22 protein-coding genes are annotated in these 25,697 nt (G+C 71.7%); 14 read left to right on the forward strand and 8 right to left on the reverse strand.

What is annotated here, in order from left to right:
• Positions 1–6: 6 nt before the first annotated feature.
• Genes ABZ128_RS23840 through nuoN form a run of 13 tightly spaced genes read left to right on the forward strand, consistent with a single transcriptional unit; the run spans position 7 to position 15,607 of the window.
• Positions 7–561, forward strand: a complete 555-nt coding sequence (locus ABZ128_RS23840; RefSeq protein ID WP_356850818.1) for an NADH-quinone oxidoreductase subunit B family protein — start codon at positions 7–9, stop codon at positions 559–561.
• Entirely contained in the window at positions 558–1,295 is a 738-nt protein-coding gene (locus ABZ128_RS23845) for an NADH-quinone oxidoreductase subunit C (RefSeq protein ID WP_356850819.1), read from the forward strand. Before ABZ128_RS23840 ends, ABZ128_RS23845 begins: the two co-directional genes overlap by 4 nt.
• A complete protein-coding gene (locus ABZ128_RS23850; RefSeq protein WP_356850820.1) occupies positions 1,295–2,638 on the forward strand; it encodes an NADH-quinone oxidoreductase subunit D in 1,344 nt (447 codons plus the stop codon). The genes ABZ128_RS23845 and ABZ128_RS23850 overlap by 1 nt, the downstream gene beginning before the upstream one ends.
• Before the next feature lie 50 nt (positions 2,639–2,688).
• Entirely contained in the window at positions 2,689–3,414 is a 726-nt protein-coding gene (nuoE, locus tag ABZ128_RS23855) for an NADH-quinone oxidoreductase subunit NuoE (RefSeq protein WP_356850821.1), read from the forward strand.
• Positions 3,414–4,760, forward strand: coding sequence for an NADH-quinone oxidoreductase subunit NuoF (gene nuoF / locus ABZ128_RS23860; protein ID WP_356850822.1), 1,347 nt, complete (start codon positions 3,414–3,416; stop codon positions 4,758–4,760). The genes nuoE and nuoF overlap by 1 nt, the downstream gene beginning before the upstream one ends.
• Positions 4,757–7,273, forward strand: a complete 2,517-nt coding sequence (locus ABZ128_RS23865; RefSeq protein ID WP_356850823.1) for an NADH-quinone oxidoreductase subunit G — start codon at positions 4,757–4,759, stop codon at positions 7,271–7,273. The genes nuoF and ABZ128_RS23865 overlap by 4 nt, the downstream gene beginning before the upstream one ends.
• Complete coding sequence (nuoH, locus tag ABZ128_RS23870; RefSeq protein ID WP_356850824.1) at positions 7,270–8,655, forward strand: NADH-quinone oxidoreductase subunit NuoH; 1,386 nt, start codon at positions 7,270–7,272, stop codon at positions 8,653–8,655. The genes ABZ128_RS23865 and nuoH overlap by 4 nt, the downstream gene beginning before the upstream one ends.
• The gene (gene nuoI / locus ABZ128_RS23875; RefSeq protein ID WP_356850825.1) at positions 8,648–9,298 is read left to right on the forward strand and encodes an NADH-quinone oxidoreductase subunit NuoI; all 651 of its coding nucleotides are present in this window, start codon (positions 8,648–8,650) and stop codon (positions 9,296–9,298) included. Before nuoH ends, nuoI begins: the two co-directional genes overlap by 8 nt.
• On the forward strand, positions 9,295–10,110 hold the full coding sequence (locus ABZ128_RS23880; RefSeq protein ID WP_356850826.1) for an NADH-quinone oxidoreductase subunit J: 816 nt from the start codon (positions 9,295–9,297) through the stop codon (positions 10,108–10,110). The genes nuoI and ABZ128_RS23880 overlap by 4 nt, the downstream gene beginning before the upstream one ends.
• The gene (gene nuoK, locus ABZ128_RS23885) at positions 10,107–10,406 is read left to right on the forward strand and encodes an NADH-quinone oxidoreductase subunit NuoK (RefSeq protein ID WP_356850827.1); all 300 of its coding nucleotides are present in this window, start codon (positions 10,107–10,109) and stop codon (positions 10,404–10,406) included. The genes ABZ128_RS23880 and nuoK overlap by 4 nt, the downstream gene beginning before the upstream one ends.
• Before the next feature lie 14 nt (positions 10,407–10,420).
• Positions 10,421–12,361, forward strand: coding sequence for an NADH-quinone oxidoreductase subunit L (gene nuoL, locus ABZ128_RS23890; RefSeq protein WP_356850828.1), 1,941 nt, complete (start codon positions 10,421–10,423; stop codon positions 12,359–12,361).
• Position 12,362: 1 nt separating this feature from the next.
• Entirely contained in the window at positions 12,363–13,955 is a 1,593-nt protein-coding gene (locus ABZ128_RS23895) for an NADH-quinone oxidoreductase subunit M (protein WP_356850829.1), read from the forward strand.
• A gap of 5 nt (positions 13,956–13,960) precedes the next feature.
• Complete coding sequence (gene nuoN / locus ABZ128_RS23900; protein WP_356850830.1) at positions 13,961–15,607, forward strand: NADH-quinone oxidoreductase subunit NuoN; 1,647 nt, start codon at positions 13,961–13,963, stop codon at positions 15,605–15,607.
• 66 nt (positions 15,608–15,673) lie between these two features.
• On the opposite strand, the gene ABZ128_RS23905 is transcribed toward nuoN, so the two are convergent.
• The 8 genes from ABZ128_RS23905 to fahA form a co-directional block, all read right to left on the reverse strand.
• Positions 15,674–16,294: a Uma2 family endonuclease gene (locus ABZ128_RS23905; RefSeq protein ID WP_356850831.1), complete on the reverse strand. Its 621-nt coding sequence runs from the start codon at positions 16,292–16,294 to the stop codon at positions 15,674–15,676.
• Positions 16,295–16,402: 108 nt separating this feature from the next.
• Complete coding sequence (locus tag ABZ128_RS23910) at positions 16,403–19,126, reverse strand: fumarate reductase/succinate dehydrogenase flavoprotein subunit (protein WP_356850832.1); 2,724 nt, start codon at positions 19,124–19,126, stop codon at positions 16,403–16,405.
• A gap of 43 nt (positions 19,127–19,169) precedes the next feature.
• The gene (locus tag ABZ128_RS23915) at positions 19,170–19,928 is read right to left on the reverse strand and encodes an ABC transporter ATP-binding protein (protein ID WP_356850833.1); all 759 of its coding nucleotides are present in this window, start codon (positions 19,926–19,928) and stop codon (positions 19,170–19,172) included.
• A gap of 94 nt (positions 19,929–20,022) precedes the next feature.
• On the reverse strand, positions 20,023–20,922 hold the full coding sequence (locus tag ABZ128_RS23920; protein ID WP_356850834.1) for an ABC transporter permease: 900 nt from the start codon (positions 20,920–20,922) through the stop codon (positions 20,023–20,025).
• Complete coding sequence (locus tag ABZ128_RS23925) at positions 20,919–22,274, reverse strand: ABC transporter substrate-binding protein (protein WP_356850835.1); 1,356 nt, start codon at positions 22,272–22,274, stop codon at positions 20,919–20,921. The genes ABZ128_RS23920 and ABZ128_RS23925 overlap by 4 nt, the downstream gene beginning before the upstream one ends.
• A 14-nt stretch (positions 22,275–22,288) precedes the next feature.
• Positions 22,289–22,516 carry a ferredoxin family protein gene (locus tag ABZ128_RS23930; RefSeq protein ID WP_030298062.1) on the reverse strand — a complete coding sequence of 76 codons (228 nt, stop codon included), beginning with the start codon at positions 22,514–22,516 and terminating at the stop codon, positions 22,289–22,291.
• 55 nt (positions 22,517–22,571) lie between these two features.
• Positions 22,572–23,342: a GntR family transcriptional regulator gene (locus ABZ128_RS23935; protein WP_356850836.1), complete on the reverse strand. Its 771-nt coding sequence runs from the start codon at positions 23,340–23,342 to the stop codon at positions 22,572–22,574.
• A gap of 139 nt (positions 23,343–23,481) precedes the next feature.
• Complete coding sequence (fahA, locus tag ABZ128_RS23940) at positions 23,482–24,705, reverse strand: fumarylacetoacetase (RefSeq protein WP_356850837.1); 1,224 nt, start codon at positions 24,703–24,705, stop codon at positions 23,482–23,484.
• Between the two features lie 174 nt (positions 24,706–24,879).
• Here fahA and ABZ128_RS23945 point away from each other — a divergent pair, with 174 nt between their 5' ends.
• Positions 24,880–25,686, forward strand: coding sequence for an HAD family hydrolase (locus tag ABZ128_RS23945; protein ID WP_356850871.1), 807 nt, complete (start codon positions 24,880–24,882; stop codon positions 25,684–25,686).
• Positions 25,687–25,697 lie beyond the last annotated feature (11 nt).

Raw genomic sequence — 25,697 nt, forward strand, 5'->3', positions numbered from 1 at the left:
TTTCCCATGGGACTGGAAGAGAAGCTGCCGAGCGGCTTCCTGCTGACCACCGTCGAACAGGCCGCGGGATGGGTGCGCAAGTCATCCGTCTTCCCCGCGACCTTCGGCCTCGCCTGCTGTGCCATCGAGATGATGACCACCGGAGCCGGCCGCTACGACCTCGCCCGCTTCGGCATGGAGGTCTTCCGCGGCTCCCCACGCCAGGCCGACCTGATGATCGTGGCCGGGCGGGTCAGCCAGAAGATGGCGCCGGTGCTCCGGCAGGTGTACGACCAGATGCCCGCTCCCAAGTGGGTCATCTCCATGGGGGTCTGCGCCTCCTCGGGCGGCATGTTCAACAACTACGCCATCGTCCAGGGCGTCGACCACATCGTCCCGGTGGACATCTACCTGCCCGGCTGCCCGCCCCGCCCCGAGATGCTCATGGACGCGATCCTCAAGCTCCACCAGAAGATCCAGGGCTCCAAGCTCGGCGTGAACCGGGAAGAAGCGGCCCGCGAGGCGGAGGCGGCGGCCCTCAAGGCCCTCCCGACCATCGAGATGAAGGGGCTGCTCCGGTGAGCGACACCAGCGAGACCCCCCCGGACAACGGCGGCAACGGGAACAACGTTCCTGCCCCCCGGGGCTCCACCGGACCCGAGGTGATCGGCGTCCGCAAGGGCATGTTCGGCGCCAACAACGGCGGCGACACCAGCGGCTACGGCCGCCTCGTACGCACCGTGGCGCTGCCCGGCGCCAGCCACCGCCCCTACGGTTCGTACTTCGACGAGGTCGCCGACGAGCTCGAAGGCGCCCTGGAGGAGCAGGACCTCGTCCCCGGGAACGCCATCGAGAAGACGGTGGTCGACCGGGGCGAGCTCACCTTCCACATCGCCCGCGAGCACCTCGTACGCGTCGCCCGCACCCTGCGCGACGACCCGGCGCTGCGCTTCGAGCTCTGCACCGGCGTCAGCGGCGTCCACTTCCCCGGGGACAAGGGCCGCGAGCTGCACGCCGTCTACCACCTGCGCTCGATCACGCACGGCAGGGTCCTGCGGCTGGAGGTGTCCGTCCCGGACGCCGACCCGCACCTGCCGTCGCTCGTCACGGTCTACCCGACCAACGACTGGCACGAGCGCGAGGCGTACGACTTCTTCGGCCTGGTCTTCGACGGGCACCCCGCCCTCACCCGGATCATGATGCCGGACGACTGGCAGGGCTTCCCGCAGCGCAAGGACTACCCGCTCGGCGGCATCCCCGTCGAGTACAAGGGCGCCCAGATCCCGGCTCCCGACCAGCGGAGGTCGTACAGCTGATGTCCACGTCCCACCACGCCTCCTCCGCCGACCACGCCTCGGCGCGCGAGACGACCGAAGGCACCGTCTACACCGTCACCGGCGGCGACTGGGACGAGATCGTCCAGTCGGCCGCCAAGGCGGACGACGAGCGGATCGTCGTCAACATGGGTCCCCAGCACCCGTCCACCCACGGAGTGCTCCGCCTGATCCTGGAGATCGACGGCGAGACGGTCACCGAGGCCCGCTGCGGCATCGGCTACCTGCACACCGGCATCGAGAAGAACCTCGAATTCCGCAACTGGACGCAGGGCACCACCTTCGTCACGCGCATGGATTACCTGACGCCGTTCTTCAACGAGACGGCGTACTGCCTCGGCGTCGAGAAGCTCCTCGGCATCACCGACCAGGTCCCCGACCGCGCCACCGTGATCCGCGTGCTGCTGATGGAGCTCAACCGGCTCTCCTCCCACCTGGTGTGCATCGCCACCGGCGGCATGGAACTGGGCGCGACCACGATCATGATCTACGGCTTCCGGGACCGCGAGCTGATCCTCGACATCTTCGAGCTGATCACCGGCCTGCGCATGAACCACGCGTTCATCCGGCCCGGCGGCCTCGCACAGGACCTGCCTCCGGGCGCCGTGGACCAGCTGCGCGACTTCCTGAAGACCATGAAGAAGAACCTGCCGGAGTACGACAAGCTCGCCACCGGCAACCCGATCTTCAAGGCCCGCATGCAGGACGTCGGCTACCTCGACCTCACCGGCTGCATGGCGCTCGGCGCCACCGGGCCGATCCTGCGCTCCGCCGGCCTGCCGCACGACCTGCGCAAGGCGGACCCGTACTGCGGCTACGAGACCTACGAGTTCGACGTGCCGACCACCGAGACCTGCGACTCCTACGGGCGGTTCCTGATCCGCCTGGAGGAGATGCGCCAGTCGCTGCGGATCATCGAGCAGTGCCTGGAGCGGCTGGAGCCGGGCCCGGTGATGGTCGCCGACAAGAAGATCGCCTGGCCGGCGCAGCTCGCGATGGGCCCCGACGGCCTCGGCAACTCGCTCGACCACATCAAGAACATCATGGGCACCTCCATGGAGGCACTCATCCACCACTTCAAGCTGGTGACCGAGGGCTTCCGGGTCCCGGCCGGGCAGGCGTACGCGGCCGTCGAGTCCCCCAAGGGCGAGCTCGGCGTGCACGTCGTCTCCGACGGCGGCACCCGCCCCTACCGGGTCCACTTCCGCGACCCGTCCTTCACCAACCTGCAGGCCATGGCAGCGATGTGCGAGGGCGGCCAGGTCGCCGACGTCATCGTCGCCGTCGCCTCCATCGACCCCGTGATGGGAGGCGTCGACCGATGACAGCCGTGTCTTCCGCGGGGGGCACCCCCCAGAGCCCCCTCAGCCTGGGCATGCCCCAGCTGCCGGCCCCCGACTTCCCGGCCGACGTACGCGCCCGGCTCGACGCGGACGCGAAGGAGATCGTCGCCCGCTACCCCGACAGCCGCTCCGCGCTGCTGCCGCTGCTGCACCTGACGCAGTCCGAGGAGGGCTACGTCTCGCGCACCGGCATCCGGTTCTGCGCCGAGACGCTGGGCCTGACCACCGCCGAGGTCACCGCCGTGGCCACCTTCTACACGATGTACCGGCGGCGGCCCTCGGGCGACTACCAGGTCGGGGTCTGTACCAACACCCTGTGCGCGGTCATGGGCGGCGACGCCATCTTCGAGGAGCTCAAGGAGCACCTCGGGGTCGGCAACAACGAGACCACCCCCGACGGCAAGGTCACCCTCGAACACATCGAGTGCAACGCGGCCTGCGACTACGCCCCCGTGGTGATGGTCAACTGGGAGTTCTTCGACAACCAGACCCCCGAGTCCGCCAAGGCCATGGTGGACGACCTCATCGCCGGCCGCACGGTCACCCCCACCCGGGGCGCGCCGCTGTGCACCTACAAGGAGACCGCCCGGATCCTGGCGGGCTTCCCCGACGAGCGCGAGGGCGCCGTCGAGGCGGGCGGCGGCGCCGGCCCCGCCTCGCTGACCGGACTGCGCATCGCCCGGGGCGAAACCCCGCACCAGGGCAAGGTCGTGCACCCGCGTGGCGAGGCACCGGCTGCCACCGAGGAGGGGGAGTGATGACGGTGACCGCCGACATGCACACGAACGGCGCCCCGGACAAGCTGCTGGCACCCGTACTGTCGGCGTTCTGGGACGAACCGCAGTCCTGGACGCTGGAGACCTACCGGCGCCACGAGGGCTACGAGGGCCTGCGCAAGGCGCTCGCGATGACCCCGGACGACCTCATCGCGTACGTGAAGGACTCCGGTCTGCGCGGCCGCGGCGGGGCGGGCTTCCCCACCGGGATGAAGTGGCAGTTCATCCCGCAGGGCGACGGCAAGCCGCACTACCTCGTCGTGAACGCGGACGAGTCGGAACCGGGAACCTGCAAGGACATCCCCCTTCTCTTCGCCAACCCGCACTCCCTCATCGAGGGAATGATCATTGCCTGTTACGCGATCCGGTCGGAGCACGCCTTCATCTACCTGCGCGGCGAGGTCGTGCCGGTCCTGCGGCGCCTGCACGAGGCGGTGCGTGAGGCGTACGAGGCCGGATACCTCGGGGAAGACATCCTCGGGAGCGGGCTGAAGCTCGACATCACGGTGCACGCGGGAGCGGGCGCGTACATCTGCGGCGAGGAGACGGCCCTCCTCGACTCCCTCGAAGGCCGGCGCGGTCAGCCCCGGCTGCGTCCCCCCTTCCCTGCCGTCGAGGGGCTCTACGCGTGCCCCACTGTCGTGAACAACGTCGAGTCCATCGCGTCGGTTCCCGCGATCCTCAACAACGGCAAGGACTGGTTCAAGGCGATGGGGACCGAGAAGTCCCCCGGCTTCACCCTGTACTCGCTCTCCGGGCACGTCGCCGCTCCCGGCCAGTACGAGGCCCCGCTCGGCATCACCCTGCGCCAGCTCCTCGACATGAGCGGCGGGATGCGCCCCGGCCACCGGCTGAAGTTCTGGACCCCGGGCGGCTCCTCCACGCCGATGTTCACCGACGAGCACCTGGACGTCCCGCTCGACTACGAGGGCGTCGGCGCCGCCGGATCCATGCTCGGCACCAAGGCGCTGCAGTGCTTCGACGAGACGACCTGCGTGGTGCGGGCCGTCACCCGGTGGACCGAGTTCTACGCCCACGAGTCCTGCGGCAAGTGCACGCCGTGCCGCGAGGGCACCTACTGGCTGGTCCAGTTGCTGCGCGACATCGAGGCCGGCAAGGGCGTCATGTCCGACCTCGACAAGCTGAACGACATCGCCGACAACATCAACGGCAAGTCGTTCTGCGCGCTCGGCGACGGCGCCGCGAGCCCCATCTTCTCCTCGCTGAAGTACTTCCGCGCGGAGTACGAGCAGCACATCACGGGCAAGGGCTGCCCCTTCGACCCCAGGAAGTCGACCCTCTGGGCTGACACGGAGGTGAACGCATGACCGTCACCACCAACGCTCCCGCCGGTGGCGGGGAGGCGGCGGGGCGGCCGAAGGCCGCCGAAGACACGGTCTCCCTGACCATCGACGGCATCGAGCTGTCGGTGCCCAAGGGCACGCTCGTCATCCGGGCCGCCGAGCAGATCGGCATCGAGGTCCCCCGGTTCTGCGACCACCCCCTCCTCGACCCGGTCGGCGCCTGCCGCCAGTGCATCGTCGAGGTCGAGGGCCAGCGCAAGCCGATGGCCTCCTGCACGATCACCTGCACCGACGGCATGGTCGTCAAGACGCAGCTGACCTCCGAGGTCGCCGAGAAGTCCCAGCGCGGGGTGATGGAGCTGCTGCTCATCAACCACCCGCTGGACTGCCCGGTCTGCGACAAGGGCGGCGAGTGCCCGCTGCAGAACCAGGCGATGTCCCACGGAAACGCCGAATCGCGTTTCGAGGGCAGGAAGCGCACCTACGAGAAGCCGGTCCCGATCTCCACCCAGGTGCTGCTGGACCGCGAGCGGTGCGTGCTGTGCGCGCGCTGCACCCGCTTCTCCACGCAGGTGGCGGGCGACCCGATGATCGAGCTGCTGGAGCGCGGCGCGCTCCAGCAGGTCGGCACCGGCGAGGGCGACCCCTTCGTGTCGTACTTCTCCGGCAACACCATCCAGATCTGCCCGGTCGGCGCCCTGACCTCGGCCGCGTACCGCTTCCGCTCCCGCCCCTTCGACCTGGTCTCCTCCCCGAGCGTGTGCGAGCACTGCGCGGGCGGCTGCGCGACCCGGACCGACCACCGGCGCGGCAAGGTGCTGCGCCGGCTCGCCGCCGAGGACCCCGAGGTCAACGAGGAGTGGGTGTGCGACAAGGGGCGCTTCGCGTTCCGCTACGCGCAGCGCCCCGACCGGCTGACCACCCCGCTGGTGCGCGGCGCCGACGGGGTGCTCGCCCCGGCCAGCTGGCCCGAGGCACTGGAGGCCGCGGCCGCCGGACTGGCCGCCGCGCGGGGCCGGGCCGGGGTGCTGACCGGAGGCCGGCTCACCGTCGAGGACGCCTACGCGTACGCCAAGTTCGCCCGGGTCGTCCTGGACACCAACGACATCGACTTCCGGGCCCGGATCCACAGCGCGGAGGAGGCCGAGTTCCTGGCCGCCACCGTCGCGGGCACCGGCAAGGACCTCGACGGCACGGGGGTCACGTACTCCTCGCTGGAGGCGGCGCCCGCGGTGCTGCTCGCCGGCATCGAGGCCGAGGAGGAGGCCCCCGGGGTCTTCCTGCGGCTGCGAAAGGCCCACCGCAAGCACAAGCAGCGGACCTTCGCCCTCGCCCCCTACGCCACCCGCGGTCTGGAGAAGGCGGGCGGCACCCTGCTGGCCGCCGCCCCCGGCACCGAACCGGAATGGTTCGACGCGCTGGCCTCGCGGACCCGTCTGGAGCGCGGCGGCGAGGCCGCGGCCGACGCGCTGCGCGAGCCGGGCGCGGTCATCGTCGTCGGCGAGCGCCTCGCGGGCGTGCCGGGCGCGCTGACCGCGGCCGTACGGGCCGCCACCGCCACCGGGGCCACGCTGGTGTGGATCCCGCGCCGGGCCGGGGAGCGGGCCGCCGTCGAGGCGGGCGCGCTGCCGTCGCTGCTGCCCGGCGGCCGCCCGGCCACCGACCCGCGGGCGCGTGACGAGGTCGCCACCGCCTGGGGGCTGGACGAACTCCCGCACCGCTACGGCCGCGACACCGGTCAGATCGTCGAGGCCGCGGCCGGCGGCGAGCTGACCGCCCTGCTGGTCGCGGGCGTCGAGGTGCGGGACCTGCCGGACCCGGCCCGCGCCCGGGTCGCCCTGCGGGAGGCCTTCGTGGTCTCCCTGGAACTGCGGCCCGGCGAGGTCACCGACCACGCGGACGTGGTGTTCCCGGTCGCGGCCGTCGCGGAGAAGGCGGGGGCGTTCATCAACTGGGAGGGCAGGGTCCGGCCGTTCGAGGCCGCGCTCAAGCCCGACCAGATGACCCGCCGGCTCGCCCCGGCCGACGCCCGCGTGCTGCACATGCTCGCCGACGCCGCGGACCGGCCGATCGCCCTGCCCGACGTGCACGCCGTACGCCGTGAGCTGGACGGGCTCGGCCCGTGGAGCGGGGAGCGCGCCACCGCGCAGTCCGCGGACACCGCGCCGCTGCCCCGGCCGGGCGCCGGCGAGGCGGTCCTCGCGGGCCACCGGCTGCTGCTCGACCTGGGCCTGCTCCAGGAGGGTGACGAGGCCCTGGCCGGCACCCGGCACGAGGCCCCCGCCCGGCTGTCGGCGGCCACCGCCGCGGAGAGCGGCGTCAAGGACGGCGACGTCCTCGCGGTGACCGGCCCGGCCGGCTCGGTGGAACTGCCGCTGCGGATCACCGAGATGCCCGACCGGGTGGTCTGGCTCCCGCTGAACTCCGCCGGCTCCGGCGTCCTCGCCGACACCGGCGCCCTCCCGGGTGCCCTCGTACGGATCGGTCCGGCGACCCCGGCCGGCGCAGCCGACACCACCGCGGAGGTGGACGCGTGAACGCGGCACACGGTGACCTCGTACAACTCGCCGCAGAGGACCTGTCCCTGTTCGGCCGGGACCCCTGGTGGCTCATCGTCGTCAAGGCGGTGTTCTGCTTCGCCTTCCTGATGGTGACCGTGCTGTTCTCCATCGTGTGGGAGCGCAAGGTCGTCGCCTGGATGCAGCTGCGCATCGGCCCGAACCGGCACGGCCCCTGGGGCATGCTCCAGTCCCTCGCCGACGGCGTGAAGCTGATGCTCAAGGAAGACATCATCGTCAAGCGGGCCGACAAGGTGGTGTACGTCCTGGCCCCGGTCATCGCGGCGCTCCCGGCCTTCATGGCGATCGCGGTGATCCCCTTCGGCCCCTCGGGCAACGAGGTGTCGATCTTCGGGCAGCGCACCACGATGCAGCTGACCGACCTGCCGATCGCAATGCTCTACGTCCTGGCCGTGGCCTCGGTGGGCATCTACGGGATCGTCCTCGCGGGCTGGTCCTCGGGCTCGACGTACCCGCTGCTCGGCGGACTGCGCTCGTGCGCGCAGATGATCTCCTACGAGATCGCGATGGGCGCGGCCTTCGCCTCGGTCTTCCTCTACTCCGGGTCGATGTCGACCTCGGCGATCGTCGAGGCGCAGGCCGACCGCTGGTACATCGTCCTGCTGCCGGTCTCCTTCATCATCTACGTCGTCACGATGGTCGGCGAGACGAACCGCGCCCCCTTCGACATGCCGGAGTCCGAGGGCGACCTGGTCGGCGGCTTCAACACCGAGTACTCCTCCATCAAGTTCGCGCTGTTCATGCTGGCCGAGTACGTCAACATGGTCACCGTCTCGGCGGTCTCGGTCACCCTCTTCCTGGGCGGCTGGCGGGCCCCGGCGCCGATCTCCACGTACTGGGAGGGCGCGAACCACGGCTGGTGGCCGCTGCTCTGGTTCGTCATCAAGGTCCAGCTGCTGCTGTTCTTCTTCATCTGGCTGCGCGGCACGCTCCCGCGCGTGCGCTACGACCAGCTGATGAAGCTCGGCTGGAAGGTGCTGATCCCGGTCTCCGTGGTCTGGCTGATGCTCGTCGCGACCGTCCGGGCGCTGCGCAACGAAAGGTACGACTTCTCGGAGATCGTGCTCTACGTCGGCGGCGCGGTCGTCGCCGTCCTGCTGCTGTCCCTCGTCGCGGACCTGCTGCGCGACCGCAAGGAGAAGGCCGCCGGAGCGGGCGCCGGCAAGGGCGCCGAGGCCGAGTCCTTCGACCCGCTGGCCGGCGGGTTCCCCGTACCGCCCAAGCCGGGCCAGCAGCTCGCACCCGTACCGCGCAGGCGGCCCCGCAACGAGCGGGAGCTGATTGTCAGTGGCGGGACGAATACTGACAGTGACCGAGAGGAGGGTGCTGAGAATGTCTGACGCGGACCCGAACGAGAAGTGGCAGAACCCGGTGGCCGGCTTCGGCGTGACCTTCAAGGCCATGTTCAAGAAGCGCCTCACCGAGCAGTACCCGGAGCAGCAGAAGACCACCGCCCCGCGCTTCCACGGACGGCACCAGCTGAACCGGCACCCGGACGGTCTGGAGAAGTGCATCGGGTGCGAGCTGTGCGCCTGGGCCTGTCCCGCCGACGCCATCTACGTGGAGGGCGCGGACAACACGGAAGAGGAGCGCTACTCGCCCGGCGAGCGGTATGGCGCGGTCTACCAGATCAACTACGCCCGCTGCATCCTGTGCGGGCTGTGCATCGAGGCCTGCCCCACGCGGGCGCTGACGATGACGAACGAGTTCGAACTGGCCGACGCCAGCCGCGAATCGCTCATCTACACCAAGGAGCAGCTGCTCGCCGGGCTGACCGAGGGCATGGTCGAGGCACCGCACGCCATGTACCCGGGCACGGACGAGCAGGACTACTACCGCGGGCTGGTGACGGGCGCGGCTCCGGGTACGGAGCGCCAGGCCGCACGGTCCAAGGGCGAGGCGGCCGCGGCCGCCGAGGCCGACACGGCCGACACGGCCGGGGCGGCCGGGGCGGCCGCGCGCGGCGAGGGGGTGGGGGCATGAGCGCGATCGCCGCCGCCGCCGGCACGATGACCTCCACGGGCGAGGCGGTGCAGTTCTGGATCCTCGGCACGGTCGCCGTGATCGGCGCCCTGTCCACGATCCTGATGAAGAAGGCCGTCCACAGCGCCCTGAGCCTGGCCGGGACGATGATCGTCCTGGCGGTCTTCTACCTCGCCAACGGGGCGTACTTCCTGGGCGTGGTCCAGGTGATCGTCTACACCGGCGCGATCATGATGCTGTTCCTCTTCGTGGTCATGCTGGTCGGCGTCACCGCAGCCGACTCGCTGAAGGAGACCCTCAAGGGGCAGCGCTGGCTGGCCGTCCTGTGCGGGCTCGGCTTCGGCGTCCTGCTCATCGCCGGGATCGGCAACGCCTCGCTGAAGCACTTCAACGGGCTCGGCCGGATCAACTCCACGGGACACGTGGAGGGTCTGGCCACGCTGATCTTCACCAAGTACGTGTTCGCCTTCGAGATCACCGGCGCGCTGCTGATCACCGCGGCCGTCGGCGCGATGGTGCTGACCCACCGCGAGCGCACGGAGCGGGCCGCCACGCAGCGCGAGCTCGCCGAGCGGCGCGTACGCGAAGGGGTCCAGCTCCCGCCGCTGCCCGCGCCCGGCGTCTACGCCCGGCACAACGCGGTCGACGTCGCCGGTCTGCTGCCGGACGGCACCCCGTCCGAGCTGACCGTCAGCAAGACGCTGCGGGCCCGCGGCCAGATCCGGGACGTCTCCAGCGAGGCGCTGGAGGACCTGAAGGCACTGGAGCAGCGGGCCGCCGAGCGGCTCGGCCGTGAGGAGGCCTCGAAGTGAACCCGGTCAACTACCTGTACCTGTCGGCACTGCTGTTCACGATCGGCGCCGCAGGCGTGCTGATCCGGCGGAACGCGATCGTCCTGTTCATGTGCGTGGAGCTGATGCTCAACGCCTGCAACCTGGCCTTCGTGACCTTCTCCCGGATGCACGGCAACCTCGACGGCCAGATCATCGCCTTCTTCACGATGGTCGTCGCCGCCGCGGAGGTCGTGGTGGGCCTCGCGATCATCGTGTCGCTGTTCCGTACCCGCCACTCGGCCTCGGTCGACGACGCCAGCCTGATGAAGCTGTAAGGGGCGTTCACACAGTGGAGAATCTGATTGCGCTGCTGGTCGCGGCGCCCCTGCTCGGGGCGGCGGTGCTGCTGTGCGGCGGCCGGCGGCTCGACAAGGCCGGCCACTGGCTCGGCACCCTGCTCGCCGCCGTCTCCTTCGGCATCGGCGCGGCCCTGTTCGCGGACATGCTGGGGCGCGGCGCCGAGGACCGGGCCATGCACCAGAAACTGTTCAGCTGGATTCCCGTCGAGGGCTTCCAGGCGGACGTCGCCTTCCAGCTCGACCAGCTGTCGATGACCTTCGTCCTGCTGATCACCGGTGTCGGCACGCTCATCCACGTGTACTCGATCGGGTACATGGAGCACGACGACCGCCGCCGCCGCTTCTTCGGCTACCTGAACCTGTTCCTCGCGGCGATGCTCCTCCTCGTCCTCGCCGACAACTACCTGCTGCTGTACGTCGGGTGGGAGGGCGTCGGCCTCGCCTCGTACCTGCTCATCGGCTTCTGGCAGCACAAGCCCAGCGCGGCCACCGCCGCGAAGAAGGCCTTCCTGGTCAACCGGGTCGGCGACATGGGCCTGTCGATCGCGATCATGCTGCTGTTCACCACCTTCGGGACCTTCGCCTTCGGGCCGGTGTTCGCCTCCGTGGGGAACGCCACCGAGGGCAAGCTGACGGCGATCGCCCTGATGCTGCTGCTGGCCGCGTGCGGCAAGTCGGCCCAGGTGCCGCTGCAGTCCTGGCTCGGTGACGCGATGGAGGGCCCGACCCCGGTCTCGGCCCTGATCCACGCGGCCACCATGGTCACCGCCGGCGTGTACCTGATCACCCGGTCCGCGGCGGTCTTCAACGCCGCCCCGGACGCGCAGACCGCCGTGGTCGTGGTCGGCGCGGTCACGCTCCTCTTCGGTGCGATCGTCGGTTGCGCGAAGGACGACATCAAGAAGGCCCTGGCCGGTTCGACGATGTCGCAGATCGGCTACATGATCCTCGCCGCGGGCCTCGGCCCGATCGGGTACGCCTTCGCGATCATGCACCTGGTCACCCACGGCTTCTTCAAGGCCGGCCTCTTCCTCGGCGCGGGTTCCGTGATGCACGGGATGAACGACGAGGTCGACATGCGCAAGTACGGCGCCCTGCGGAAGTACATGCCGGTCACCTTCGTGACCTTCGGCCTCGGCTACCTCGCCATCATCGGCTTCCCGGGCCTGTCCGGCTTCTGGTCCAAGGACAAGATCATCGAGGCGGCCTTCGCCAAGGGCGGCACCGAGGGCTGGATCCTCGGGGCGGTCACCCTGCTCGGCGCGGGCATCACCGCCTACTACATGACCCGCGTCATGGTGCTCACGTTCTTCGGCGAGAAGCGCTGGCAGCCGGCGCCCGACCCGGCCACCGCGCCCAGCGTCGAGCCCGGGGTCGAAGCCCGCCCCGGAGAGATGCCCCACCCGCACGAGTCCCCGAAGTCCATGACCATCCCGATGATCGTGCTGGCCTTCGGCTCGGTCTTCGCGGGCGGCCTGTTCAGCCTGAACGAGGCCTTCGTGAAGTGGCTGGAGCCCGTCACCTCCTTCGAGCACGGCCACCCGCCCATCGGCGCCGGCGCCGTCACCGCCGCCACCGTCGTGGTGCTGCTCCTCGGCGTGGGCCTCGCGTACGCGCAGTACGGCCGCAGGCCCGTCCCGGTCGTCGCCCCGCGCGGCAGCTGGCTCACCCGGGCGGCCCGGCGGGACCTGCTCCAGGACGACTTCAACCACGTCGTACTGGTCCGCGGCGGGGAGCACCTGACCCGCTCGCTCGTCTACGTCGACCACAGCCTCGTCGACGGGGTGGTCAACGGGACGGCCGCCTCGGTCGGCGGGACCTCGGGTCGGCTGCGCAAGCTCCAGAACGGCTATGCCCGCAGCTACGCGGTCTCGATGTTCGGGGGCACGGCGATCCTCATCGCCGCGACCCTGCTGATGAGGGCGGTGTGAAATGAGTTTCCCGCTTCTGACGGTGACGGCCGCGGTGCCCGCGGTCGGCGCGGTCCTCACGGCGGCCGTCCCGGCCGCCCGACGGACCGCCGCCAAGTGGCTCGCGCTGCTCGTCTCGCTGGCGACCCTGGCCCTGGCCGTGCTCGTCGCGGTCCGCTTCGAGCCCGGGGGCGCGCGCTACCAGCTCACCGAATCGCACGCCTGGATCGCCGACTTCGGCGTCCGCTACGAACTGGGCGTCGACGGGATCGGGGTGGCGCTGATCGGGCTCACCGCCCTGCTCATCCCCTTCGTGATCGCGGCCGGCTGGCACGACGCCGACCCGCTGGAGACGTCCTCCTCGCGCTGGCGGCCCACGCAGGGCTTCTTCGCCCTGATCCTGCTGGTCGAGGCGATGGTCGTGATCTCCTTCGAGGCCACCGACGTCTTCCTCTTCTACATCTTCTTCGAAGCCATGCTCATCCCGATGTACTTCCTCATCGGTGGCTTCGCGGACCGGGCTCACTCCGGGTCCGACGAGAACGCGGCCGCGCAGCGCTCGTACGCGGCGGTCAAGTTCCTCCTCTACAACCTGGTCGGCGGCCTGATCATGCTGGCCGCGGTCATCGGGCTCTACGTGGTCGCAGGGAACTTCTCGCTCCAGGAGATCACCGCCGCCCGGGCCGCCGGAACGCTCGACATGGCGACCAACACCGAGCGGCTGCTCTTCCTCGGGTTCTTCTTCGCGTTCGCGGTGAAGGCCCCGCTGTGGCCGCTGCACACCTGGCTGCCCAACGCCATGGGCGAGGCCACCGCCCCGGTAGCCGTGCTGATCACCGCGGTCGTCGACAAGGTCGGCACCTTCGCGATGCTCCGCTTCTGCCTCGGGCTCTTCCCCGAGGCCAGCAAGTGGGCCACGCCGGTGATCCTGGTGCTGGCCCTGGTCAGCATCGTCTACGGCGCCCTGCTCGCCGTCGGGCAGCGCGACATCAAGCGGTTGGTCGCCTACGCCTCCATCTCGCACTTCGGCTTCATCATCCTGGGCATCTTCGCGATGACCTCCCAGGGGCAGTCGGGCGCGACGCTCTACATGGTCAACCACGGGCTCTCGACGGCGGCCCTGATGCTGGTGGCCGGCTTCCTGATCTCGCGGCGCGGCTCCCGGCTCATCGCCGACTACGGCGGCGTGCAGAAGGTGGCCCCGGTCCTCGCCGGCACCTTCCTGATCGGCGGCCTCGCCACCCTGTCGCTGCCGGGCCTCGCCCCCTTCGTCAGTGAGTTCCTGGTCCTGGTCGGCACCTTCGCCCGGTACCCGGTCGTCGGGATCATCGCCACCCTCGGCATCGTGCTCGCCGCGCTCTACACGCTGGTGCTCTACCAGCGCACCATGACCGGCCCCGTCAAGGAGGAGGTCCGGACCATGCCGGACCTGCGCCTGCGGGAGCTGCTGGTGGTCGCCCCGCTGATCGCCTTGCTGATCGGGCTGGGCGTCTACCCGAAGCCGCTGACCGAGATCGTCAACCCGGCGGTCAAGCACACCCTGTCCGACGTACACCAGAAGGACCCGAAGCCCGAAGTGGCTGTCGAGGCCAAGAACCGGGAGGCGGCGAAGTGAGCACGATGGCTGCTGCCCAAGGGCTGCTGACGCTGGCGGCCGCGGACCCGATCGAGAAGATCCCCGCCCCGCACATCGAGTACGCGCAGCTCGCGCCCACGCTCATCGTGGTGGGCGCGGCGGTCCTCGGAGTCCTCGTCGAGGCCTTCGTACCGCGCAGGTCCCGCTACTACGTCCAGGCCTTCCTCGCCGTCGCCGCACTGGCCTCGGCCTTCGCGGCGGTCGTCGGCCTGGCGGCCGGCGGGTACGGCAGCTCGAAGGCGCACATCGCGGCGATGGGCGCCGTGGCCGTGGACGGCCCGGCGCTGTTCCTGCAGGGCACGATCCTGCTGGCGTCGATCGTCGCGGTCTTCACCTTCGCCGAACGGCGCCTCGACCCGGCCGCACACGGCAACCGGGTGGACTCCTTCGCCGCGCAGGCGGCGTCCGTCCCGGGCAGCGACAGCGAGAAGGCCGCGGTCAAGGCGGGCTTCACCACCACCGAGGTCTTCCCGCTGGTGCTGTTCGCGATCTCCGGCATGCTGATCTTCCCGGCCGCCAACGACTTGCTGACGCTGTTCGTGGCCCTGGAGGTCTTCTCCCTCCCGCTGTACCTGCTGTGCGCCGTCGCCCGCCGCCAGCGGCTGATGTCGCAGGAGGCGGCGGTCAAGTACTTCCTGCTCGGCGCCTTCTCCTCCGCCTTCTTCCTCTTCGGCATCGCGCTGCTCTACGGGTACGCGGGCTCGGTCTCGTACGCGGTGATCGCGGACGTGGTGGACGGCAAGGTCAGCCAGCTGGACCCGGCGCTCGCCGACACCATGGGCAATGACGCGCTGCTGCTGATCGGCGGCGCGCTGATCCTGATGGGCCTGCTGTTCAAGGTGGGCGCGGTGCCCTTCCACATGTGGACGCCGGACGTCTACCAGGGCGCCCCGACCCCGGTGACGGGCTTCATGGCGGCGGCCACGAAGGTGGCAGCGTTCGGCGCGCTGCTGCGCCTGCTGTACGTGGTCCTGCCGGGCCTGCGGTGGGACTGGCGGCCGGTGATGTGGGGCGTGGCGATCGTGACCATGCTGGCCGGCGCGGTGATCGCGGTGACCCAGACCGACGTCAAGCGCCTGCTGGCGTACTCCTCGATCGCGCACGCGGGCTTCATCCTGGCCGGTGTGATCGCGACGTCGGCGGAGGGCGTCAAGTCCGTCCTCTTCTACCTGGGCGCCTACTCGTTCGTGACGATCGGCGCGTTCGCGGTGGTCACCCTGGTACGGGACGCGGGAGGCGAGGCGACGCACCTGTCCAAGTGGGCCGGCCTGGGCCGCCGTTCGCCGCTGACCGCGGCGGTGTTCGCGGTGTTCCTGCTGGCCTTCGCCGGCATCCCGCTCACCTCGGGCTTCGCCGGCAAGTTCGCCGTGTTCAAGGCGGCGGCGGAGGGCGGCGCGGGAGCGCTGGTCGTGATCGGTGTGATCTCGTCGGCCGTCGCCGCGTTCTTCTACATCCGCGTGATCGTGCTGATGTTCTTCAGCGAGCCGAAGGCGGACGGCCCCACGGTGGCCGTGCCGTCGCCGCTGACGATGACGACGATCGCGGTCGGCGTGGCCGTCACCCTGGTCCTGGGCGTGGCCCCGCAGTACTTCCTGGACCTGGCGGGCCAGGCGAGCACGTTCGTGCGGTAGCCTCCGGCGGTTCCGCGTCAGGGCCCGGCTCCCCCTCGGGGGGCCGGGCCCTGACGCGTGGCGGCGCTATTCGGCGGTACGGCGCTTCGGGGTGATGGCGGTGAGATCCAGGTCCATCGGGAACGGCACCGAGACCTTGAGGCGGTCGTGGAAGATGCCGGTGGCGACGTACGCCTTGGTGACCGGGTCGTATTCGTACACGTAGACGACGGCCCGGCCGTCCTTGTTCTCGACCCGCCAGAAGTGGGGGATCCTGGCGCGGGCGTACTTCAGCGGTTTGGCCTCGCGGTCACGAGCGACCGAGTCGGGCGACTCGACTTCGATGGCGAGCCGGACCATCTCCACGGGCAGGCGGGTCTGATACGGGTCTTCGTCGCCCTCCTCCACGACAAGCACGTCCGGCTCGGGCCTGTTGCGCTGGTCGATGTCGATCGTGAACTCGCGCAGGACCTCCAGCCCGTCCGGCACCAAGGACTCAAGCTGCCTTTCGAAGAATCGCAAGGCGTGCATGTGAAAACGAGTCTGCGGACTCACGAAGACCAAGCTCCCGTCGATCAGCTCCGTATGCGGAGGCAGGTGGGGAAGCCGGTCAAGGTCGTCGGCCGTCCAGCCGCCTGCCGGCGGGACGGGCCAGCGGTACGTCGGCTCGGTCTGCTGCGGCTGATGCGGCTGGGGGTCGACGCTCATCGGTAGTGCTCCCATGGGACGGAGTCTCGCGAGTCCGTTCAGCGTATCGCCGGGAAATCGGCTCCGGACCGTCCGCACGTGTGAACGTTGCCCGTCGCATTGACAGAGTCAGTGGCGGCTGGCATATGCGCGGACGTCCGCGTCCGGGTCCGAGGTGGCCGTGGCCAGGGCCGTGCGGGCCTCCGGGGTGGTGCGGTGGGCGCGCAGGGAGAGGACGGCGGCCTTGCGGACGTCCGCGTTCGGGTCCTTCAGGGCTTCGGCCAGGGCAGTCGCGGCCTCTTCCGGGGCGGCGGCGCGCAGGGCGGTGGCCGCGCCCGCCCGGACCTGCCAGGCCGGGTCGGCGAGGGCTGCGACGGCCCGGGCCGTGTACCCGTCCGGGCAGCCCGTGGCCGCGAGGGCCGCCAGCGCCGCGCCCCGGACCAGCGGGTCGGCGTCCGAGAGCAGGGGGTCCAGCGGGGCAGGGGAGGGGGAGTGGACGGCGGCCAGGCCCCTGGCCACCGTCACCCGGACCTCCCGGGCCGGGTCGGCGGCGGCCGCCGCCAGGGCCTCGACGGCGTCCACCGAGACCAGCGCCCGTACCGCGTGGATACGGACCTCCGGATCGGGGTCCGCGAGGGACCCGGCGTACAGGCCGGCCTCCCCCAGGCGCAGCGCGCGCAGGGCCTCCAGGGCGGCGGCGCGCACCACGGGGTCGGGCACCGGCAGCGCGGCCCGCAGGGCGGCCCCCAGTGCCGCGTCACCCGGCAGGACCTCCAGCAGCTCCCGCAGCGCGGCCGCGGCAGCCGCCCGTACCGCAGGGTCCGCATCGCCGAGGCGGGCCGCCAGCTCCGGCCCCGCCCCCGCCGGAACGGTTTCGCCGATCGCGGTCACGGCGGCGGCCCGTACCGCCGGATCGGGGTCGGCGAGGTACGGGCGCAGGGCCGCCAGGTCCGGGGACTCCTCGGCCAGGGCCAGGAGTTCGAGGATCCGGGGGGACGGCCCGGCCGGTGCCGCCGGGGCCGCGCCCCCGGTTGCCGCGGCTGCCGCCCCGGCCGTTGCCGCGCGCGCCGCCGGGACCGCCTCGCGCCGGCCCGCCGTCGCCACCGGGAGCAGTTCCACCCCGCCCAGGTGGCGTGCAGGGCCGCCCGCCGGGGCGAAGCCCTCCACCGGCACGAGGTAGGGCTCCACCGGCCGGGCCGTGAACTCCATCCGCCCCGCAGCCGACTTGCGCAGATCCAGGTGGTACAGCCAGTCCGCGTCGTCCCGCTCCGGGTGGTCCAGGCGCTCGTGGTAGAGGCCCCAGCGGGACTCCGTCCGCGCCAGCGAGGACCGGCCCGCCATCTCCGCGCAGTCCCGGATGAAGGACACCTCCGCGCACCGCATCAGCTCGTGCGGGGTCTGCGCCCCCATCTGCGCGATCTCCGCCTCCATCCGGGTGAACGCCTCGACCGCCAGCGACAGTTTCGCGCCCGTCTTCGGCGGGGCCACGTAGTCGTTCACGAAGCGGCGGAGCTTGTACTCGACCTGCGGCTGCGGCGGCCCGTCCGGGTTGCGCAGCGGCCGGTAGACCAGCTCGTGGGCGGCCGCCAGCTGGTCGGCCGGCAGGGGGCCCTCGTACGCCGTGTACTGCGCCGCGTCCGCGCCCGCCAGGTCGCCGAAGACGAACGCCCCGATCATGTAGTTGTGCGGTACGGAGGCCAGGTCGCCGGCCGCGTACAGCCGCGGGACGGTGGTGCGGGCGTGGTCGTCGACCCGGACGCCCGAGGCCGAGTGACCGCCGCACAGGCCGATCTCCGAGATGTGCATCTCGACGTCGTGGGTGCGGTAGTCGTGGCCCCGGCCCGCGTGGAAGGTGCCGCGCGTGGGCCGCTCGGTGGTGTGCAGGATCGTTTCGAGCGCGGAGAGGGACTCCTCCGGGAGGTGGCTGAGCTTCAGGTACACCGGCCCCCGGTCGGAGGCCAGTTCGGCCGCGAATTCCGCCATCATCTGCCCCGACCAGTAGTCGGAGTCGACGAACCGTTCGCCGTGCCGGTTGACCTGGTAGCCGCCGAAGGGGTTGGCGACGTAGGCGCACGCCGGACCGTTGTAGTCCTTGATGAGCGGGTTGATCTGGAAGCACTCGATCCCGGTCAGCGCCGCGCCCGCGTGGTAGGCCATGGCATAGCCGTCGCCCGCGTTCGTCGGGTTCTCGTACGTCCCGTAGAGGTAGCCGGAAGCCGGCAGGCCCAGGCGTCCGCAGGGGCCGGTCGCCAGGACCACCGCCCCGGCGCGCACGGTGACGAAGGCGCCGGTGCGGGTGTGGAAGGCCGCCGCGCCGATCGCGCGGCCGTCCTCGGGGGAGGTCAGGACCCGTACCGGCATCACCCGGTTCTCGATCCGGATCCGCTCGCGCATCTCGCGCCGGCGCAGCTGCCGGTAGAGGACCTTCTTGACGTCCTTGCCCTCCGGCATGGGCAGCACGTACGAGCCGGAGCGGTGCACCTGGCGCACCGCGTACTCGCCGTGCTCGTCCTTCTCGAACTTCACCCCGTACGACTCCAGGCGCTGGACCATCGCGAAGCCGCGGGTGGCGGTCTGGCGGACGGTGGACTGGTCGACGATGCCGTCGTTGGCGCGGGTGATCTCCGCGACGTAGTCGTCGGGTTCGGCGCGGCCGGGCACGACGGCGTTGTTGACCCCGTCCATGCCCATGGCGAGGGCGCCGGAGTGCCGGACGTGCGCCTTCTCCAGCAGCAGTACCCGGGCCCCGCGCTCCGCGGCGGTCAGCGCCGCCATCGTGCCGGCGGTGCCGCCGCCGATGACGAGGACGTCGCAGGTGAGTTCCTCGGCGTCGGCGATCGCGGGGATGTCCATGGTGCGGCCCTTCGGGTACGGGTACGGGGCGGATGGGGGTGGTTCAGAGGGAGCTGAGGATCTGCTGCCGGAGCCGGGAGCGGTCGGTGTCGCGCCGCCGCGGGTGCGGTACGTCGAGCACCTCGCCGCCGTCGGCGCCGAGGAGGACGACGCGGTCGCCGAGGAACAGCGCCTCGTCCACGTCGTGGGTCACGAAGACGACGGTCGCCCCGGTCCCGGCGAGGACGTCGACGAGGAGGTCCTGCATCTCCGAGCGGGTCTGCGCGTCCAGCGCCCCGAACGGCTCGTCCATGAGGACGGCGCGGGGGCGCGCGACGAGGGCGCGGGCCAGCTGTACGCGCTGGCGCTGGCCGCCGGAGAGCTGGTGCGGGAGCTTGTGCGCGTGATCGGCGAGGCCGACGCGGGCCAGCCACTCCGCGGCGGCGGCACGGCGTTCCGCGCGGGGCGTTTTGCGGATGGCGAGGGGGAGCTCGACGTTGGCGCCGGCCGTCCGCCAGGGCAGCAGGGCGTCGTCCTGGAAGACGAGGGCCCGCCCGGCGTCCGGCCCGGTGATGGCCCGGCCGTCCTGCTCGGCCCTCCCGCGGAGCGGCGGCAGCAGCCCGGCGAGGGTGCGCAGCAGGGTCGACTTCCCGCAGCCGGAGGGTCCCACGACGGCCAGTACCTCGCCGGGCCGGACGTCGAGGTCGAGCCGGTCGAGGACGGCGGCGCCGGGGCGGCCCAGCCGGACGCCGTCGAGGCGGAGGGCGGCGCCGGCCGGGACGGCCGCGAGGGCGGGTGCGGGTGGGGTGGTGGGTGCGGGCATGGGCCGCCTCTTCCTCCGAGTGCGTGGTGCGGACGGGCAGGACAGGGCTGCGCCGGGGCCGTTCGGGCGGGGTCGGGGCACGAGGGCTTCCCGGTCAGGGCGTGCGGGCCGGCGTTCGGGGGCGGTGGCCCGGACCGGGCTGCCCGGGCCGCAGGCGCGGGGTGTCCTCCAGGCCGGGGCGTGGGCCGCGGAGCCGGGGGACCGGCCGCGGCGCGGGCCCCGCCGGGCCCTGCGCAGGCAGCCAGTGCGTGAGGCGGCGGCCCGCCCGTTCCACCACCGTCGAGGTCAGCCAGCCCAGCACGCCGATGGTGACCATCCCGACGAACACCGCCGGGTAGTCCACCACCGTGTAGTCCTGCCAGGTCCGGTACCCGACCCCGTACTCCCCGGAGATCATCTCGGCGGAGATCACACAGATCCACGCCACGCCCATCCCCACCGACAGCCCGCCGAAGATCCCCGGCAGGGCGCCCGGGAGGACCACCGAGAACAGGACCCGCCCCCGCCCCCCGCCCATCGTGAGGACCGCCTCCTCCCACACCGGCGACAGCGCCGCCACCGCGTGCCGGGTCGAGACCAGCACCGGGAAGAAGGCGGCCGAGCAGGTGATGAAGACGATCCCCTGCTCGTTCGAGGGGAACAGCAGGATCGCCACCGGCACCAGCGCGATCGCCGGGATCGGCCGCAGCACCTCCACCAGCGGCCCCAGCAGGTCCGCCGCCGTCCGGGAGCGGGCGATGGCCGTGCCCGCCGCCACGCCCAGCACCGCGGCCAGCACGAAGCCCGTCACGATCCGGCTCAGGCTGGAGCCGAGGTCCTCCCAGTAGGGACCGGTCGAGGCCCGTTCCACGAGCCGTGACGCCACCTCGCCCACCGTCGGGAACTGCTCGAACCGCAGCAGCCCCAGGTCGACGTCCCACGCGGTCAGCCCCTGCCATGCCACCAGGGCCGCCCCGAGCGAAGCCGCGCGCAGCAGTCGGCGCCCCGGGGTCATGAGGCCAGGGCTCCGGCCTCGGCGAAGCCCACGATCCGCGCCCCGGATTCCCGGTGCCGGTCGACGTACGCCGTGGCGCCCGCCCGGGTCACGAAGGCCCGCAGGTCGGAGCCCTCGGCCACCCAGACCGCCCGGTCGGCGAACCAGAGGGTTCCGGTCACCGCGTCCGGCACGTACGCCGCCCGGACGTCGGCGCCCTTCGCCGCCTTGAGGAGTTCGCGCGGGGAGTCGAAGGACTCGGTGCGGGCCTGGCCGCGCCTCCAGAGCTCGGCGCGGGCGGGCGCGGCCACCGGGTAGTCCTGGCCCGTGGCGACCCGCTGCAGCGGGGCCGGGTCCACGAAGGCGTCCACGTCCACGTCCGCCACCAGCTTCGCGTCCTTGAGCACCGGCACGTCCGCCTTCAGCGCCGCCACCAACTCCGGGCGCAGGGCCGGGTCGAAGGTCGCGATGCCGCTCGCACCGTTGTAGAGGTAGACGACCTCGGCCGGCAGCCCCGTCTCCTTCGCCACCGACTCGGCCGCGGCGACCGGATTCGTCCGCAGGTAGTCGGTCGCCTTGCGCTGCGCCCGCAGGAAGTCGTCCAGGACCCCCGCCCGCTGCGCGGCGAACTTCTCGCGCACCGTGACCCCGTGGAAGGTCGGCACGTTCAGCTCCGCGCCGTCGTACAGGGCCTTCGCCTTCCCCTCGTAGGCCAGCTGCCCCGGCCAGGCCACGAACTGCGACAGCGCGTCCGCGCTGCCCGCCTGGAGGGCGGAAGCGCCCACGCTGGGCTGCTGGTTGAGCTTCTGGATGCCGCTCGCCGGGTCGATCCCGGCGCGCTGCAGGGCCCGTACGAGGGTGCCGTCGGCGGCCGAGCCGACGGAGGTGGACACCTTCTTGCCGCGCAGGTCGCTGAGCGACTCCAGTGGCGAATCGGGGGCGGCGACCACCGTGTTGAGGCCGCCGCGCAGGTTGTAGCCGGTGACGGAGACCAGCCGGGTGGGCTGTTTCAGCTCCCGCCCGCGCGCCGCGTTGATGAGCAGCGGGAAGTCGCCCATCGAACCGATGTCGATCTTCCCGGCGGTCATCTGCGCGGTGATCGGTGCACCGGTGGCGTAGTCCTGCCAGTCGACCTTGTACGTGACGCCGTCCTTCTTGCCGCGGGCCGCGAGCTCCTGCTCGAAGTAGCCGAGGGAGCGCAGCAGGGTGCCCGCGGTGACGGTGTTGATGGTCTTGGACTGGTAGCCGACGGTCACGGTGACGGTCTTGGAGCCGTCCGCCCCGGACGCGCTGCCGCACCCGGTGGCCAGGGGGCCGAGGAGGGCGGCGAGGGCGAGGGGGAGGACGCGGGCGGGGGTTCTGGTGCTGCGCATGGGGAGAGGGCCTTTCACCGGAGCAGGTAGGGCATGTTGACGGTCACCGCGCCCGTGGGGCAGCGGGCGGCGCAGGGGCCGCAGTACCAGCACTCGTCCACGTGCATGTAGGCCTTGCCGCTGTCCTGGTGGATCGCGAGCGAGTCGAGCGGACACATGTCGACGCAGAGGGTGCAGCCGTCGATGCACAGGGACTCGTCGATGGTCACGGGCACGTCGCCGCGCTGGGGGACCAGAGGCATGGCTGTCTCCAGGGAAGGGGGGTCGTGGCAAACAGGGGCGTGGCGGGGGAGGGGTTCACAGGGAGCGGTGGAGCAGCCCGCCCATGGTGATCCGGTCGCCGCGGAAGCGGATGAACTCCAGGTCCACGGGCCGCCCGTCGCGCAGATGGGTGAGCCGCTCCAGCAACAGGACGGCTGCTCCGCGCGGGGCGCTGAGGACGGCGGCGGAGTGCGCGTCGGCGTTGACGGCTTCCAGGGTGATCTCGGCGTGGCCGAGCGGCTGCCCGGTCAGGGTTTCCAGCAGCCGGAAGACGTCGGTGTTCTCCAGGTCGCAGCCGATCAGTCCGGCGCCGACGTCCAGGGGTACGTAGGTCAGGTCGAGGGAGAGCGGCAGCCCGTTCAGGCGCCGCAGCCGCTCGATGTAGAGCACCTCGCTGTGCTCGGGCAGGCCCAGCCGGCCGGCGACGGGTGCGGGGGCGCGCACCGGGCCGACCGTGCGGACCTCGTTGGTGACCCGGCCGTGCTCGTGCAGGGTTTCGGCCAGGCCCTGGAGGCGGTCGAGGCCGTGCGGGTACTTCTCGCAGACGACGACGGTCCCGACCCCGGGCCGGCGTTCGACGAGCCGTTCCCCGCGCAGCAGGTCGAGGGCCTGGCGGACGGTGTTGCGCCCGGCGCCGTACTCGGCGGCGAGGGCGCCCTCCAGGGGGAGGACCCCGCCGGGATAGCCGCCGGCCAGGATCTGGTGGCGCAGCAGGTCGGCGAGCTGCCGCGCCTGGTCCGCGCGCAGCCGCCGCCGGCGCGCGGCGGCGACCGGGACGGTGTGCGCGGAAGTGCGTTCGGCTGGCATGGCAGGGAACGTACCGGCGGTCCGGCGGCAGTGGTGTTGCAGCAGTATTGCGCCACCGCAGACTCTGAGGGCGGCGCTGTGACCTGCGGTTTCGGCGGGGTGGCGGAAAGATCCGCCACCCCGCCGTTCACCCTTCGGACTAGCGGGATCCCACGATGCGGCCGGTGACCTCGCCCAGGCCCACCCGGGTGCCGTCGGGGCCGGGGGCCCAGGCGGTGAGGGTGACGGTGTCCCCGTCCTCCAGGAAGGTGCGCTTGCCGTCGGCGAGCTCGATGGCGTCGCGGCCGTTCCACGTCAGCTCCAGCAGGGAGCCGCGCTGGCCGACCTCGGGGCCGCTGACCGTGCCGGAGCCGTACACGTCGCCCGTCCGCAGGGAGGCGCCGTTGACCGTCATGTGGGCGAGCTGCTGCGCCGCGGTCCAGTACATCGAGGCGAAGGGCGGCTGCGCGACCTCCTGCCCGTTGATGGAGACGGTGATGTGCAGGTCGAAGCCGCCGGGCGTCTCGGCCCCGGCGTCGTCGAGGTAGGGCAGCAGCGGGAAGTCCCGGGCGGGCGGGGTGACCCGGGCGGCCTCCAGGGCGTCCAGCGGGGTCACCCAGGCGGAGACGGAGGTGGCGAAGGACTTGCCGAGGAAGGGGCCCAGCGGCACGTACTCCCAGGCCTGGATGTCGCGCGCGGACCAGTCGTTGAGCAGGAACAGCCCGAAGACGTGGTCCTCGAACTCGCCGAGCGCCACCGGACGGCCCAGCTCGGAGGGGGTGCCGACGACGAAGCCGACCTCGGCCTCGATGTCGAGCTTGACGGACGGGCCGAAGACGGGTGCCGGGTCGGCGGGTGCCTTGCGCTGGCCGCTGGGGCGGACGACCTCGGTGCCGGAGACGACGATGGTGCCGGAGCGGCCGTGGTAACCGATCGGCAGGTGCTTCCAGTTGGGCGTCAGCGCGTCGCCGTCCGGACGGAAGATCCTGCCGACGTTGGTGGCGTGGTGCTCGCTCGCGTAGAAGTCGACGTAGTCGGCGACCTCGTACGGGAGGTGCAGGGTGACGGTGTCCAGCGGCGTCAGGTGCGGCTCGACCGTCGCGCGGTGGCCGGGGTCGGTCACCCAGGCGGTCAGCGCACGCCGCACGTCGCGCCAGACCGGGCGGCCGGCGGCCAGCAGCGGGTTGAGGGAGGGCTGCCCGAGCAGTGCGGCGTACGGGGAGCCGAGCGCGGCCGCGACCGCCCCCGCGTCGAGCACGTGTCCGCCGATGCGCACGCCGATGCGGTGGCGCGGCTCCTCGGGCGTCGAGAAGACGCCGTAGGGGAGGTTGTGCGGCCCGAACGGGTCGCCCTCGGGGACATCGAGGGGGCTCTGCTGGGGCATGGGGTGCTGCCTCGCTTTCGATGTGGTCCGGGGGTGTCCCGGGGGCTTGTTGACACGTTACGTGGCTGGTGGGGCCTGCGGGAGGCCGGATTCGGGCGCTATTTGTAGGACTTGTCCAATGGGGTCCGTATCCTTGCGCCCGTGACTTCCGCCGTGACTTCCGTGCATTCCGCCGTGCATTCCGCCCTCCCCTATGCACTCGTGGCCACCGATCTGGACGGGACCCTGCTGCGCGCCGGAGACACCGTCTCGGCCCGCTCGTACGCGGCGCTCGCGCGGGCGCGCGCCGCGGGCGCCCAGCACATCATCGTCACCGGGCGCCCCGTCCCGCAGGTCCGGCACGTCCTGGACGGCCTCGGCTACACGGGGCTCGCGGTGTGCGGGCAGGGCGCGCAGGTGTACGACGTGGCGGGCGCGCGCCTGTTGCACTCCGTTCCGCTGGACCGGGACCTGGCGGACGTGGCGCTGGGGAAGATCGAGGCGGAGATCGGGGAGGTCTACGCGGCGGTCAACCAGGAGGGGGTGGACGCGGAGATGCTGATAGGGCCGGGCTACCGGATGTGGCACCCGCACCTGCCGACGGTGCGGGTGGGGCGCCGGTCCGACCTGTGGGCCTCGCCGATCAACAAGGTGCTGCTCCAGCACCCCGAACTCGACGACGACGAACTGACGCGGGTGGCGCGGTCGGTGGTCGGGGACCTGGTCAACGTGACGATGGCGGGGGAGCACACCGTGGAACTCCAGCCGCCGGGCGTGGACAAGGCGAGCGGTCTGGCGCGCGCCGCGGAGGTCCTGGGCGTGGCGGCGGACTCCACGATCGCCTTCGGTGACATGCCGAACGACATTCCGATGTTCGCGTGGGCGGCGCGCGGGGTGGCCATGGCCAATGCGCACCGGGAGCTGGTGGCCGTGGCCGACGAGGTCACGCTGTCCAACGAGGACGACGGCATCGCGGTGGTCCTGGAGCGGCTGTTCGGCTGAGGGGCCGACGG

It is taken from the genome of Streptomyces sp. NPDC006326, assembly GCF_040612915.1.
In the GTDB taxonomy this organism is placed as follows: domain Bacteria; phylum Actinomycetota; class Actinomycetes; order Streptomycetales; family Streptomycetaceae; genus Streptomyces.